Origin of the sequence: Neisseria weaveri, assembly GCF_900638685.1 — a bacterium.
GTDB lineage: Bacteria > Pseudomonadota > Gammaproteobacteria > Burkholderiales > Neisseriaceae > Neisseria > Neisseria weaveri.
In genome coordinates this window covers 1576641-1590581 of sequence record NZ_LR134533.1, presented here as the reverse complement: position 1 = coordinate 1590581, position 13941 = coordinate 1576641, and the positions used below count along the sequence as shown (strand labels likewise).

Annotated in this window: 13 protein-coding genes; all 13 read left to right on the top strand. The window is 48.7% G+C overall.

All coding sequences use genetic code 11. The features are described from left to right. Positions 1-44 precede the first annotated feature (44 nt). Positions 45-614 carry a hypothetical protein gene (locus EL309_RS07740; RefSeq protein ID WP_004283813.1) on the top strand — a complete coding sequence of 190 codons (570 nt, stop codon included), beginning with the start codon at positions 45-47 and terminating at the stop codon, positions 612-614. Positions 615-634: 20 nt separating this feature from the next. Continuing rightward, positions 635-1744: a bifunctional diaminohydroxyphosphoribosylaminopyrimidine deaminase/5-amino-6-(5-phosphoribosylamino)uracil reductase RibD gene (ribD, locus tag EL309_RS07735; protein ID WP_004286248.1), complete on the top strand. Its 1110-nt coding sequence runs from the start codon at positions 635-637 to the stop codon at positions 1742-1744. A gap of 211 nt (positions 1745-1955) precedes the next feature. Next, positions 1956-3263, top strand: coding sequence for a nucleotide sugar dehydrogenase (locus EL309_RS07730; protein WP_036494909.1), 1308 nt, complete (start codon positions 1956-1958; stop codon positions 3261-3263). A gap of 148 nt (positions 3264-3411) precedes the next feature. Beyond that, positions 3412-4833, top strand: coding sequence for an oligosaccharide flippase family protein (locus EL309_RS07725; RefSeq protein ID WP_004283818.1), 1422 nt, complete (start codon positions 3412-3414; stop codon positions 4831-4833). 29 nt (positions 4834-4862) lie between these two features. After that, complete coding sequence (locus EL309_RS07720) at positions 4863-6035, top strand: glycosyltransferase (protein WP_004283819.1); 1173 nt, start codon at positions 4863-4865, stop codon at positions 6033-6035. Positions 6036-6056: 21 nt separating this feature from the next. Beyond that, a complete protein-coding gene (locus EL309_RS07715) occupies positions 6057-7316 on the top strand; it encodes an O-antigen ligase family protein (RefSeq protein WP_040669789.1) in 1260 nt (419 codons plus the stop codon). 35 nt (positions 7317-7351) lie between these two features. Next, entirely contained in the window at positions 7352-8422 is a 1071-nt protein-coding gene (locus tag EL309_RS07710; RefSeq protein WP_004283823.1) for a glycosyltransferase family 4 protein, read from the top strand. 15 nt (positions 8423-8437) lie between these two features. After that, positions 8438-9619, top strand: coding sequence for a glycosyltransferase (locus EL309_RS07705; protein WP_004283824.1), 1182 nt, complete (start codon positions 8438-8440; stop codon positions 9617-9619). Then, entirely contained in the window at positions 9603-10220 is a 618-nt protein-coding gene (locus tag EL309_RS07700; protein WP_004286242.1) for a sugar transferase, read from the top strand. Before EL309_RS07705 ends, EL309_RS07700 begins: the two co-directional genes overlap by 17 nt. After that, positions 10204-11178, top strand: coding sequence for an ATP-grasp domain-containing protein (locus tag EL309_RS07695; protein ID WP_004283826.1), 975 nt, complete (start codon positions 10204-10206; stop codon positions 11176-11178). Before EL309_RS07700 ends, EL309_RS07695 begins: the two co-directional genes overlap by 17 nt. A gap of 29 nt (positions 11179-11207) precedes the next feature. Further along, positions 11208-11882: an HAD family hydrolase gene (locus EL309_RS07690; RefSeq protein ID WP_004283827.1), complete on the top strand. Its 675-nt coding sequence runs from the start codon at positions 11208-11210 to the stop codon at positions 11880-11882. A gap of 59 nt (positions 11883-11941) precedes the next feature. Then, the gene (locus tag EL309_RS07685; RefSeq protein ID WP_004283828.1) at positions 11942-12724 is read left to right on the top strand and encodes a methionyl-tRNA formyltransferase; all 783 of its coding nucleotides are present in this window, start codon (positions 11942-11944) and stop codon (positions 12722-12724) included. Beyond that, complete coding sequence (locus EL309_RS07680) at positions 12717-13892, top strand: DegT/DnrJ/EryC1/StrS family aminotransferase (protein WP_004283829.1); 1176 nt, start codon at positions 12717-12719, stop codon at positions 13890-13892. Before EL309_RS07685 ends, EL309_RS07680 begins: the two co-directional genes overlap by 8 nt. Positions 13893-13941: the final 49 nt, after the last annotated feature.

Sequence of the window (13941 nt, the reverse complement as noted above, 5' to 3'; positions counted from 1 at the left end):
ATATACTGAAACCCATATCTCAATCATACTTACGGAATCCCAACATGAAATTATCTGCTTTTGCCCTGACTGCCGCCGCCATTTTGAGTTTAAGCGCCTGCGGCCAAAAAGCCGAAACTTCTGTACCGTCAGACAATACGGCTCCCTCTTCCGCCGCAACCGAAACGGCAGCCCTGCAAACCTTAAGCAGTACAGACGGCAAAATCACAATCAATGTCCAAGCCAGCCGGTTTGAAGACCGCATCAACGATAACGCCGCCCATCCCGAAGGCATCGACCGCAACGAGCTGACTCTGTTGCAACACGACGCACAAACCGGCATTACCCTTTACGCCGTCAATCTCGGAGAAGCCAAATCCGATGCCAAAACCTATTTCGCCAACTTGAAAAACGCCTTGAAATCGGCCGAAAACCTGCAAGACGTTCAAGTCGGCGCCGCTACCGACAACCGCATGAACTACCGTTTTACCCAAAAACATGCAGACGGCACCACCTTGCCGGAAAACTGTATCGCCATCCACGGCAGCAGTCTCTACAACATCTGCGCCAGCGGACAAAACGCCACCCAAGACCAATTGGCTGCCGTTTTAAAAGACGTCAACCTAGCCAAATAACCTCAGAGGCCGTCTGAAAAATGTTCGACCGTAACGACATCCTCATGATGGAAAACGCCCTTAGTCTCGCCCGACAAGGGCGTTTTTCCACCTCGCCGAACCCGCGCGTAGGCTGTGTTATCGCAAGAGGCAGCCAAATTGTCGGGCAAGGATTCCATATTCAGGCCGGCGGGCCGCATGCGGAAGTCCACGCACTCCGGCAAGCAGGCGGACTGGCCGAAGGCGCAACCGCCTATGTCACGCTCGAACCGTGCAGCCATTACGGCCGAACACCGCCCTGTGCGGAAGCACTGGTTCATTCAGGCGTCAAACGCGTCGTGGCCGCCATGACCGACCCCAACCCTTTGGTATCGGGTAAAGGCCTGGCCATGCTTGAGGCGGCAGGCATTCAAACCGAAAGCGGATTGCTGGAACAACAGGCTAGAGAACTGAATCGGGGCTTTTTGTCCAGAATCGAACGCAACCGCCCGTTTGTACGTTTAAAATGCGCCGCAAGCATGGACGGCAAAACCGCACTTTCAGACGGCCTCAGCCAATGGATTACCGGCGAAGAAGCCCGATTGGACGTACAAACCCTGCGCGCGGAAAGCTGCGCCGTCATTACCGGCATCGGCACGGTTTTGGCCGACAATCCGAAGCTGAATGTCCGCGCATTCCCAACATTACGCCAGCCTGCCCGAATTATTGTAGACAGCCGCTTACGCACGCCGGAACACTGCCATCTGATTCAAGATAACACCAGCCCGACCATCATCGCCACCGCCAATCCGGAAGAAGGCCGTCTGAAAAAATTCGCACGCTACAACCATGTCGATATTATTCAGACCAACGCCCATAACGGACAAGTCGATTTATCCGACCTGCTCCGCCTGCTTGCCGAACGCGGTTTCGGAGAAGTGATGGTGGAAGCCGGAGCAGGCTTGGCAGGCGCATTTCTTTACCAAGACCTTGCAGACGAAATTGTGCTGTATCAGGCACCGAAAATTCTCGGCAACAACGCACGCGGCCTGTTCGCACTGCCGGAAAATCCGCAAACGCTGCTACAACCGCCGCAATGGCAAACACACAGTCTCGAAACCGTTGGCAGCGATATCAAATGGACACTGCGCCGACAAGCTGCTGATTCATAATGATTACTATAAAAATATTCTTTTTTCATCAAAATTTGTGGAACAAATCAGAAAAACCGCAATCAAAATTAACAATATGGCAATAATTTCAGACGGCCTCCGAAACATCCGGCCGCGCTAATGCTTCCCAAAACTTCATGCCCGCAACAACCATGAAGTTTTCACACGGTTAGTTTCCATAGAATTCGCTTTTACACATTTGGAAAAAATGATGAAAAATACCACCATTCAAAAATTTGCCGATAAATCTGCCAAAATCGGTATTGTCGGTTTGGGTTATGTCGGTCTGCCGCTGATGCTGCGCTATGTAGACATCGGCTATTCCGTTTTGGGCTTCGACATTGATGAAGACAAAGTTACCAAACTCAACCAGGGCGAAAGCTATATCGAACACATTCCGGCAGAAAAAATCGCTGCCGCACGCAATACACGCTTTGAGGCCACAACCGATTTCAGCCGCATCGGCGAGGTGGAAGCCATTATCTTGTGCGTACCGACTCCGTTAAACAAATACCGCGAACCGGACATCAGTTTCGTTATCGACACGACCAATGCCGTTAAACCTTATCTGCGTGCCGGTCAGGTTTTATCTTTGGAAAGTACCACCTATCCCGGCACAACCGAAGAAGAATTGCTGCCGCGTATGGAAGAACAGGGACTGAAAGTCGGCCAAGACGTATTCTTGGTTTACTCGCCCGAACGCGAAGACCCGGGCAACCCGAATTTCGAAACCCGCACCATCCCTAAAGTATTGGGCGGACACACTCCCGCTTGCTTGGAAGTGGGCATGGCGCTGTATCAACCTGCAATCGACAAAGTGGTGCCGGTTAGCTCTACCAAAGCCGCCGAATTGACCAAGCTGCTGGAAAACATCCACCGCGCCGTTAACATCGGTTTGGTAAACGAAATGAAAATCGTGGCCGACAAAATGGATATCGACATCCACGAAGTCATCAACGCTGCGGCGACCAAACCGTTCGGCTTCGTCGCTTACTATCCGGGTCCGGGTTTGGGCGGTCACTGTATCCCCATCGACCCGTTCTATCTGACTTGGAAAGCCCGCGAATACGGCGTTAATACGCGCTTTATCGAATTGGCCGGCGAAGTGAACTCTTCTATGCCCGACTACGTTATCAGCAAAGTAGGATTGGCATTGAATGAACACAACCGTTCTATCAAAGACAGCAAAATCTTGGTTTTAGGCATTGCCTACAAGAAAAACGTTGACGATATGCGCGAAAGCCCATCGGTAGAAATTATGGACCGCCTGCACTCGCTCGGTGCAAAAGTTTCCTACTCCGATCCGCATGTTCCGGTATTCCCGTACATTCCCGGACACCACTACTTCGATTTGAGCAGCGAAGAAATCTCTGCTGAAAATGTGGCCAAATTTGACTGCGTCGTTTTAACCACCGACCACGACAAATTTGATTACGACTTAATAAAACAACACGCCAAACTGATTATTGATACCCGCGGCCGCTTCTCAGGCAAAGATGCCAAAGTAGTCAAAGCCTAAACCGCTTTCTGCTGCTGTCAATATTCAGTATCCGAATCAGGCCGTCATCCGAAGCCGGTGCCGTTTGTAATCAAATTGCACACACTTTGGATTGCGGCCTATAAACTTAACAAAATACGAAACAAACGAGATTAATTGCGATAAGCACATGAACATACGGAAAATCCTAGGATATGCTCTCGGCCCGATCGGCAGCGCCGCCATCGGCCTTGTATCATTACCACTGATTTCATGGTATTTCCCTGCCGAAGACATCGGCCGTATTGTTTTGCTGCAAACCATTTCCGGCATTCTGATGGTTCTGTTCAACTTGGGACTGGATCAAGCCTATATCCGCGAATATTATTCCGCCGACAACAAAGCCGCCCTGTTTAAAGTTGTGGCCGCACCGCCCGTCGTCATGATCTTGTTGTTTGCAGCGGCCATTATTTTTATTAATCCTTCGTGGCCGTCTGAAAAAATCTTCGAGCTTGATAATGCCGCCTTAGGCATATTAAGCATTCTGTTTTTAGTCAGCCTGCTGCTTACCCGTCATATTTCCCTCATTCTGCGTATGCAGGAAAAAGCGGTGTCTTTTTCTTTGTCCCAACTGACTCCGAAACTGGCCATTTTATTGTTGGTGTGCCTGCTGATTTTTTCCGGCCACCCTACCGACAGCTTGGCGTTGATTGGTACATATGCAGTCGCGCAAATGGCTGCCGTTGTGATTCTAACCATACAGACCCGCAAAGATCTGATAGCGGCGGCACAAGCACCTTTCGACCCGCAATTGGTTAAAGCAACCATGGGCTACGGCCTGCCTATGGTTATCGGCGAACTGGCCTTCCTCGCTTTCGCTTCTGCCGACCGCCTGTTGTTGAAGCATTTGGGAACCTTATCCGAACTCGGTGTCTACTCTATGGCCGTCAGCTTCGGTGCTATTGCCTTGATTTTTCAAAGCGTATTCTCAACCATTTGGTCGCCTCTGGTATTCAAATGGGTCAAAGACAATGAAAATCTGCACAAAATCGGCGAAACCAGCTTGATGATGACGGCTTTGATGATTGTTATTCTGTCTGCAGTCGGACTGTCTTCTCCCATCATCACCTTCTTCTTACCCGAGCAATATGCACCCGTTCAATTTATCCTGCTCTCCAGCATCCTGTTTCCCCTGCTGTACACCCTGACCGAAGTCAGCGGAATCGGTATCAACGTAGTCAAAAAAACCTGGTTGATTACCGTTATCTCGTTAATTGCTTTGGCTTGCCAGTTTACTTTGCTGTATCTGCTCGTGCCCACTTGGGGCGCACGCGGCGCAGCCATTTCCACCGCCGTCTCTTTCTGGGTGCTGTTTATCCTGAAAACCGAGATTTCCGCACTGATTTGGCAAAAACTGCCTAGAAAAAAACTGTATCTCTCTACCGCCGCATGCGTGGCCACCTGCGTTGCCTACACCAGCATAGGCAATACGCAAAACTATTTTTTATTCGCCCTTCTGTGGCTGACTGCCATCGCCGTGGTTTTGATGCTGTATAAAAACAATATTCTCAGCTTTGTCCAATCGATTAAAGGCCGTCTGAAAAAAAGTTAATTGATCGTTATCGATATAGAGTAAACATTATGCACGTTTTAATTATTCCCTCTTGGTATCCATCCACACCGGAAGATGTTGACGGAATTTTCTTCCGTCTACAGGCACAGGCTCTGCAACGTGCAGGTTTGAAAGTCGGCGTTACCGCACCTTTGTTCCGCTCTTTGCGCAAAGAAGCCAAATCGGCCCTGACGGGAGAATACGGCATCCGGCAATATATCGAGAAAGACGTACCCACTTTTGTTTACAAAAGCATGTATTTCTTTCCGCGTCTGCCTTATCTCGACCGAAACCGCTGGGTCAAAGCCGGACATAAATTGTTTAAAGAATACATCAAACAACACGGCAAACCGGACATCATTCATGCACACGGTATGAACCATGCCGGCATTTTGGCCCATCAAATCCACCAACAGACCGGCATCCCCTTTGTTTTGACCGAACACAGTTCGACTTACGCACGAAACATGATTCAAGACTGGCAATGGCCTGCCATGCAGGGTGCCGCCGAACAATGCGCCTCCAGAATAGCCGTCAGCAAACATTTTTGCGAGCTGCTGGAAAACGCCTATAAAGGATTGAAGTGGAAATACATTCCCAATATTCTGCCCCCGGCATCCATGCGCCCTCTGGATACGGCCAACAAACCGAAAAACGAACATTTCACTTTCTGCTCGGTTGCCCATCTTAATTACAACAAAGGCTATGACATCCTCTTGCCTGCGTTTGCACAAGCACTTAAAACCCATCCCGATTTGAAACTCAGAATCGGCGGAACCGGCTTTGCAGAAGCAGATCTGCGCAAATTAACGCAGGAACTCAACATTCAGCATGCCGTATCGTTTTTAGGCGGCCTCACCAATGACCAAGTGTTGAAGCTCATGTATGAAAGCGACGCTTTCGTCTTGGCCAGCCGCAACGAAACCTTCGGCGTGGTTTTCATCGAAGCCTTATCCCAAGGACTGCCGGTGATTGCCACACGCTGCGGAGGCCCCTCTTCCATCGTAACGGAAAACAACGGCCTGCTGGTGCCGACAGAAAATATCGAAGAACTCAGCCGGGCAATCATTACCTTATACGAAAACAAACATCGCTACCCCGCTGAAGCATTAAGGGAAAATTGCTTGTCCGAATTTGGAGAAACGGCAGTTATTTCGCAAATAATCAACCAATACAAACACGTTTTGGATACAAACCGATAAAGCAACCCAAGGAAGTTTGCGGTGAAAATTAAACGTCAAAAATTATACATCGGCATTTTATATACCATGCTGGCCGGCTACATGCTTGGACCGGCCTTAAACTATTTGGTCGGGATTCCAAGAATCGACAACCCGATGACGGTTCTATTCCTCGCTGTTACAGCCTTAATCGCATTCGCTGAAAAAAACAGGTTGAGCAATAAAACCATCATCGCTTTTTTAGCCGTATCCGCCATGTCGTTGTGGGGCGGAATCCATTTACTGCTTTCCCCATTAGAGCCTACCCAAATCGTGGACATCCTGTTTTTCGCCACACTTCCGGGATTCTTTTATCTGTTCTATCTTGTGATTTCCAGAGAACAGGACAAATTGAAATTCATCAGGAAATTTCTATTTGTTTTTGCCATGTTTATCTGTATTCCCCCGGTTATCGAAATCGCAACAGGCATTCCATTGGTAGGCATTGACGACGAAGTGCTGGCTTTGGATGCCGGTATTATCAAAGGATTATTCTTCAATCCCAATAACCTGAGTACCGTTGCCGTCTGCACATCGGCGGCTATTCTGTTTTTCTTTCACGCGCCCAGTTCATCTCGAAAAGAATCGCTATTCGGCTGGCTGCTGTTTTTGATGCTGGGCTTGGTTGTTATTGCCAGTGCATCGAGAACGGCGACTTTGATATACAGCACGCTTTTTATGCTTAATCTGGTTTATATGAGAAACGGGCTGCTGACTTTGATGTCCGTCTCCATTGCCGCCATCGCACTTACTCAAGTGCCGAAAATTTGGATTCAGAACCTGCTGCTGTCGTTAAACGGCAATGTCTTTCTGGAAAACATCTCCAACCGTCTGTATCTGTTTTTATTTGAACTGGAAAGCGATAAATCGGTTTCATACCGTCAGGAAATATACGATTACTTTTTACAGAATCCGCCTTTACTGTTTATCGGTTACGGCCCGAAAGATTTTGCGCCCTATTTCAGCGGAAACTTGAGTGACAGCCTGGGATTCCACAATCCGCACAGCTTTATTATTGAACTTTACTTGGGATTCGGCCTCATTTCTTTATTAGGTTTTGCAATTTATATCGCTGTTTATTGTCTAAGTATTTTGAGTAACAGATATCTCGGCAGCAAACAACGCTTTATAGCCATGATGGGCATCGCTATTTTCATATTGGCAGGCTTTATCCCCTCGACCATTCTGCGTATGCCTTTCCTTTGGTTCCCCTGCTTCCTGATGTTGGTTTACTCGTTGGCCACTTCATCCAGAAAACAGTAGCCTTCCATTTACCATATCCATATACAGAAACTGCTATGAAAATTATTTTGACAACATCAATGAGCGGCCTCGGCGGTACGGAGCACGCATCATTCCGCCTGGGACGTTTGCTGAGCAGCAAAGGACACACCGTTATTTTGGCTTCTTCAGACGGCCCTCTAATCGAAGAAGCAGTATCGGCAGGCATGCAGTGGAAAGAAATCGACTTCTATCAAAACGGTTGGCTGGGCTATTTGAAAGGCATGCAGGCCTATATCAAATTATTGAAACAGGAACAGCCCGATGTAATCCACTGCCAAATGGCGCGCATTGTTCCCGCATGCGCATTGGCGGCAAAAATCGCCTCTCCGAAAACCAAAGTGTTCTACCACGCACGCGGTTTGGATCCGGAAACGTATCCGAAAATTGCCAAATTGTTCGACAAACTGGGTGTATACATTATCGGCAACTGCAAACACGAACGGGATAAATTAATCCGCTACGGTTTTCCGGCCTCCCGCATCACCTACACCTACAATGCCTTACATAAGCCGGATTATGTCCCTGAAAAAACGCCTAAAGATTATGTGATGCTCGGAACCTTATCACGCCTGGATACCGTACGTGCCGTGCATCTGATGTTGGATATTTTCAAAATGATGATCGACCGCAACATGCCGGTGCGTCTAAATATTGCCGGCATAGGCGAAGAAATGGACAACTTAAAAGCACAAGCACAACGCTTAGGCATCAGCGATAAAGTCCAATTTCTCGGCGGCGTCCGCGATTTGACCGCTTATTTCAAAGACGTGGATATTTTGGTTAACACACCCAATTGCGCCGGTGACCACGGAGCAGGGGTAGGCAACAATATTTTGGAAGCAGGTTTATACGACACACCGGTGGTTACCTACAACATGGCCGGCATTTCCGAAATGGTCATCAACAGCAAAACCGGCTACTGCATTCCATTAGGCAACCAAGAACAGTTTATCGAAGCCGTCGACACACTGGTCAAACACCCCGAATTGCGTAAGGAGATGGGCAAAGCGCTGCATGAACATGTGGCGACGGTTTGTTCCGACGAAGAAATTTATAGAACCACTATGGCTGCATACAATATGTAAGCAATCGGAAGCAACATGAACATCACCATTGTCGCCCCATACTGCTCCCTTCCCAGCGAACCGCATTTCAACCGTTTTTGGTATTTGGCCGAACGCTTGGCAGAGTCGCATAATGTTTTGCTGATTACCAGCAACTTCAAACATTACGATAAATCTTTCAGACGGCCTGAAGATGCCGAGGCTGCTTCAAAAGGCCGTCTGAAAGTTAAGCTGCTCAGAGAAACCGGCTACACCAAAAATGTTTCGCTCGACCGTCTGAAAAGCCATCACGCTTTTGTTCAGGACTTGAAACAATGGTTGGAAAGCTGTACACCGGGCGGACAAGACGTCGTGTTTTCCGCTTACCCGTTAATCGCCACCAATATCGTATTGGGGGAATACAAGCAACGTTTGGGCTATAAATTGATTATCGATGTTCAAGACGTGTGGCCCGAATCTTTTTCAACGGTTATCCCTTTTTTGAAAAACATTCCCCACCGTCTGATGCCTTTTTCCGGCAAAGCCGACAAAGCTTATGCCGGTGCAGACGGCCTGGTTGCCGTTTCCCGTTCCTATCTCAAACGTGCGCGTGAAGCCAATCCTTCGGCACCCGGCGAAGTGGTTTATATCGGTGCGGATTTCGACAAGATGGAACAGGCCGAAGCAAAAATATTTCCCGATCAGAAAATCCGTTTTTTCTATTTGGGCACGTTAAGTTTCAGCTACGACATGGAAACCGTGTGCAAAGGCATCAAACAGCTGAACGAAACGGGTGCCGATGTTGAGCTGCACATCATGGGCGGCGGGCCGGACTTAAAAAATCTGGAACAATACGCCGATCAATCCATCAAATTCTACGGCTACATTCCTTATACCGAGATGATGTCGGTTGCCAAAGGTTGCGATATTGCCATTAATCCCATCCACGCCCACTCTGCCGCTTCGATTACCAACAAACTGTCGGACTACATGGCACTACAGAAGCCGATTCTAAACAGCCAGGTTCACCCCGAAGTTGAAGAAGTGCTCAACCTGGTTCCGCACGTCAATTACCAATCCGGTAATGTCGGAAGTTTCGTTCAGGCGGCACGGCAAATCATGCAGCAACGGCACAATCCCATCCAAACCGACGAAATACTGCAACGCTTTAAACGCGACATTTCCTACCGGAAAATCATCAACCTGATCGAAAGACTGCACCATGAACAAACTGCTTAAACGCCTATTGGATATCACAGCATCAGCGGTCGGGCTTGTGGTCTTATCCCCCATCTTTTTGATTTTGGTTTACCTGATCCGAAAAAATTTAGGCTCGCCGGTTTTCTTCACGCAGATCCGCCCCGGCTTAAACGGCAAACCGTTCAAAATGTACAAATTCCGCTCCATGCGCGATGCCGTTGATGCCGACGGCAACCCGCTTCCCGACAGCGAACGCCTGACGCCGTTCGGAAAAAAACTGCGCGCTTCCAGTTTGGATGAACTCCCAGAACTTTGGAACGTCTTAAAAGGAGACATGAGTTTAGTGGGTCCCCGCCCGCTTTTAATGAGTTATCTGCCGCTTTACAACGATTTCCAACGCCGCCGAAACGAAGTCAAACCCGGCATTACCGGTTGGGCACAGGTAAACGGAAGAAATGCCATCTCTTGGGACAAAAAATTTGAACTGGATGTTTGGTATGTCGATAACTTGAGTTTTTGGCTGGATATAAAAATCCTGTTCCTCACAATAAAAAAAGTATTTATTAAAGAAGGCATTTCAGCAGAAGGCGAAGCCACCATGCCATTTTTCACAGGGAACGATCATGACGACAAAAAATAAAAATATCTTGGTATTATCCGCAGGGCGCCGGGTCGAACTGGTTCAGGATTTTCAAAAAGAAGCTGCCAAATTTTCAGACGGCATTAAGGTTTACACTACCGACCTGAATCCGAAAATGTCTTCCGCCTGCCAAACTTCAGACGGCTCGTTCCAAGTTCCCAGAATTGACTCTGAAGATTATATCGACTCGATTTTCAAACTGGCCCAAAAACAAAATATCGGCTTGATCGTGCCGACCATCGATACCGAATTGCAAAAACTGGCCGACGCACGCGAACAATTTGCCGATGCCGGGATTACCATTGTAGTATCCGACAGCGACTTTATCCGCATTTGTCGCGATAAACGCGCTACCATTACCCTGTTCAACAAACTCGGCATCAACACACCGGCAATTTACGACCGCAACAACATCCAATTCCCCTGCTTTGTCAAACCGTACGACGGCAGCCGTGCGGTTGGTGCGAAAATGCTAAAAAGTGCCGAAGAGCTGACCAATGAATTATTGACAGACCCCAAAATGATGTTCTGCCAATTAATCGATATCAAAAACACTTTTAAAGAATTTACTGTCGATATGTATTACGACCGCTCAGGCCGTCTGAAATGTACGGTACCCCGCGAACGTTTGGAAGTCCGCTCGGGCGAAGTCAGCAAAGGTGCCACCCGTCGCGGTAAACTTTACGATACGCTGATTGAAAAAATGGCGGTAGTTAAAGGAGCCAGAGGCTGCCTGACCGTTCAATTTTTTTACCACGAAGAAAGCAATACTTTATACGGCGTTGAAATCAACCCGAGATTCGGCGGCGGCTTCCCTCTTACTTATGCATGCGGTGCCAATTATTTAGGCTGGTTAATCAAAGAATACCTGTACGGCGAGGAGATTCCGTCGTTTGACCAATGGCAAAACAATTTAATCATGTTGCGCTACGACGCGAAAATATTGGTGTCCGAATAGCACGCAAATTATCAGAAAGTGTGAGATAAATGAAAAACATCAGGCCGTCGGAAAGTATTTTGGTCTTGGATTTAGACGACACGCTGTATCCGGAATACGAATATAAACTTTCCGGCATTCAAACCGTATGTCAACACATCTCCCTGCTCTACCCCGAATACCCTGCCGACAAGCTGATGGCAAAGTTGGATACATCCGGCAACGACTGGCTTGACCAGTTGTGCCGGTTGTGCGGTTTTAACCAATCGGAAAAACAATCTTTATTGTGGTTGTATCGCACGCACACCCCTAACTTAACGGCATTTATGCCGTCTGAAAAATTTAAAAACTTGCTGAAGCCGTTTGCCGCCTGCATATTAATTTCAGACGGCCGCAGTCTGACACAACGTTTAAAATTATATGCACTCGGCTTATTGGAGTGCTTCGATGAAATTTTGATTTCAGAGGCATGCCAGTCGGAAAAACCTGACGAAAAACGCTTTAAACACGTTCAACAACATTATTCCGGTCGACACTACATTTATTTAGGGGATAATATTGCCAAAGATTTCATCACTCCCAACCGTTTGGGATGGCAGACGATCGGTATTTTGCCCAAAAAACACAATATCCACCAACATCAGGCGAACCGTTTCGATAACAGCTACCAACCGCATATATGGTTGGGCGGGATAGACGAACTCCCCTCACTCTTTACACGATAAAAGCCTTTAGGAAGGCGTTATCACAGACACATATATATTTAAAAAATCAAGGATAAAAAATGACCAAAATTCTCTTTATGGGTCGGAAAAAAGTGTCGGCCGGATTATTGGAATTCCTATCCGCGCAAAATAACATCGAAATCGTAGGCGTACTCACCGACAGCCACCTGCAAGGCTCTCCCACCACGGCGGCTGCCAAGAGATTGGGGCTTCCCCTCTACACTTTCGATACTGCTTTAGAAGCTATGCGCGAAGGCCGTCTGAAATACGATTTGGGCTTGTCGATACTCTACTGGCGCAAGCTTCGTGATGAATTTCTGACCGTCCCCTCGCGCGGCACCATCAATTTCCACCCCGCCATCCTCCCCGAATACAAAGGCACCGGCGGCTACAATCTGGCGATTCTCGACGGCCTCTCCGAATGGGGCATTTCTGCCCACTATGTCGACGATTCCATCGACACCGGCGATTTAATCGAAGTGGTGCGCTTTCCGATGAATCCCGATACCGAAACCGCACAATCTTTGGAAAGCCGCTCGATGTCGGTATTGGACGAGTTTGCCAAGCGTTTAATTATGCAGGCCGTCAACAGCGGTGCGAAACTGCCCACTTATCCAAATGTTGGCGGAACTTATACCAGCCGCGCCGAAATGGAAGCCATGAAAGAAATCCGCCCCGGCGATGATGTTGATAGAAAAGTGCGCGCGTTTTGGTTCCCTCCTTACGACGGTGCGTATGTTGAAATCGACGGCAAAAAATTCACTCTGGTCAACCGCCGGATTTTAGAAGCCGTCGCCCCCAAAGATTCCACCAGCCTTTTTGCAGGACAAGCCGATGCTTAATACTTCTATTGCCCCGTGGCCTTCATTCACCCAAGAAGAAGCCGATGCCGTATCCCGTGTGTTGCTGTCCAACAAAGTCAATTATTGGACGGGCACGGAATGCCGTGAGTTTGAAAAAGAATTTGCCGCCTTTGCCGGCACGCAATACGCCGTAGCACTTGGCAACGGTACGCTCGCTTTGGACGTTGCCTTGAAAGCCATGGGCATCGGCGCGGGCGACGATGTGATTGTGACCTCGCGCACGTTTTTGGCTTCCGCCTCTTCCATCGTGACCGCCGGTGCCAACCCCGTGTTTGCCGACGTGGATTTAAACAGCCAAAACATTTCCGCCGAAACCATTCAGACGGCCTTAACTCCGAATACCAAAGCCGTTATCGTGGTGCATTTGGCCGGTATGCCCGCCGAAATGGACGCTATTATGGACTTGGCCGGCAAGCATAAACTGTGGGTCATCGAAGACTGCGCCCAAGCGCACGGTGCGAAATACAAAGGCAAACCGGTCGGCTCCATCGGTCATGTCGGCGCATGGTCGTTCTGCCAAGACAAAATCATGACTACCGGCGGCGAAGGCGGCATGGTTACCACCAACGATAAAGAGCTGTGGTCGAAAATGTGGTCGTATAAAGACCACGGCAAAAGCTACGATGCCGTGTACAACCGCCAACACCCGCCCGGCTTCCGCTGGCTGCACGAAAGTTTCGGCACCAACTGGCGCATGATGGAAATGCAGGCCGCCATCGGCCGCATCCAGCTCAAACGTATGCCGGAATGGACGGCCAAACGCCAAGCCAACGCCGCCAAGCTGGAGGCCGTCTTAAAAAACTTCGCCAGCATCCGTTTGGTGAACGTTCCCGACTACATCGAACACGCGCAATACAAATTCTATGCGTTCGTGAAACCCGAAAACCTCAAAGCAGGCTGGAGCCGCGACCGCATCGTCGAAGAATTGGGCGCGCGCAAAGTGCCGTGCTATCAGGGCAGCTGCTCGGAGGTGTATTTGGAAAAAGCTTTCGACAACACGCCGTGGCGGCCGAAAGAGCGTTTGAAAAACGCGGTGGAATTGGGCGACACCAGCCTGATGTTCTTGGTGCATCCGACCATCACGCCGGAAGAAATGGATTTCTGCTGTCGCCATATCGAAGAAGTGATGGCAGAGGCTACGGCATAAGAAAAAGCAAAATGGTCCGACTAAGATTCGGACCATTTTCTTCCTATAG

Bases quoted from the DNA above. Each gene is read 5' to 3' on its own strand.
- EL309_RS07690 (WP_004283827.1), top strand. From the start codon at position 11,208: ATGAAAAACATCAGGCCGTCGGAAAGTATTTTGGTCTTGGATTTAGAC.
- EL309_RS07740 (WP_004283813.1), top strand. From the start codon at position 45: ATGAAATTATCTGCTTTTGCCCTGACTGCCGCCGCCATTTTGAGTTTA.
- EL309_RS07685 (WP_004283828.1), top strand. From the start codon at position 11,942: ATGACCAAAATTCTCTTTATGGGTCGGAAAAAAGTGTCGGCCGGATTA.
- EL309_RS07720 (WP_004283819.1), top strand. From the start codon at position 4,863: ATGCACGTTTTAATTATTCCCTCTTGGTATCCATCCACACCGGAAGAT.
- EL309_RS07725 (WP_004283818.1), top strand. From the start codon at position 3,412: ATGAACATACGGAAAATCCTAGGATATGCTCTCGGCCCGATCGGCAGC.
- ribD (WP_004286248.1), top strand. From the start codon at position 635: ATGTTCGACCGTAACGACATCCTCATGATGGAAAACGCCCTTAGTCTC.
- EL309_RS07700 (WP_004286242.1), top strand. From the start codon at position 9,603: ATGAACAAACTGCTTAAACGCCTATTGGATATCACAGCATCAGCGGTC.
- EL309_RS07705 (WP_004283824.1), top strand. From the start codon at position 8,438: ATGAACATCACCATTGTCGCCCCATACTGCTCCCTTCCCAGCGAACCG.
- EL309_RS07680 (WP_004283829.1), top strand. From the start codon at position 12,717: ATGCTTAATACTTCTATTGCCCCGTGGCCTTCATTCACCCAAGAAGAA.
- EL309_RS07695 (WP_004283826.1), top strand. From the start codon at position 10,204: ATGACGACAAAAAATAAAAATATCTTGGTATTATCCGCAGGGCGCCGG.
- EL309_RS07710 (WP_004283823.1), top strand. From the start codon at position 7,352: ATGAAAATTATTTTGACAACATCAATGAGCGGCCTCGGCGGTACGGAG.
- EL309_RS07730 (WP_036494909.1), top strand. From the start codon at position 1,956: ATGAAAAATACCACCATTCAAAAATTTGCCGATAAATCTGCCAAAATC.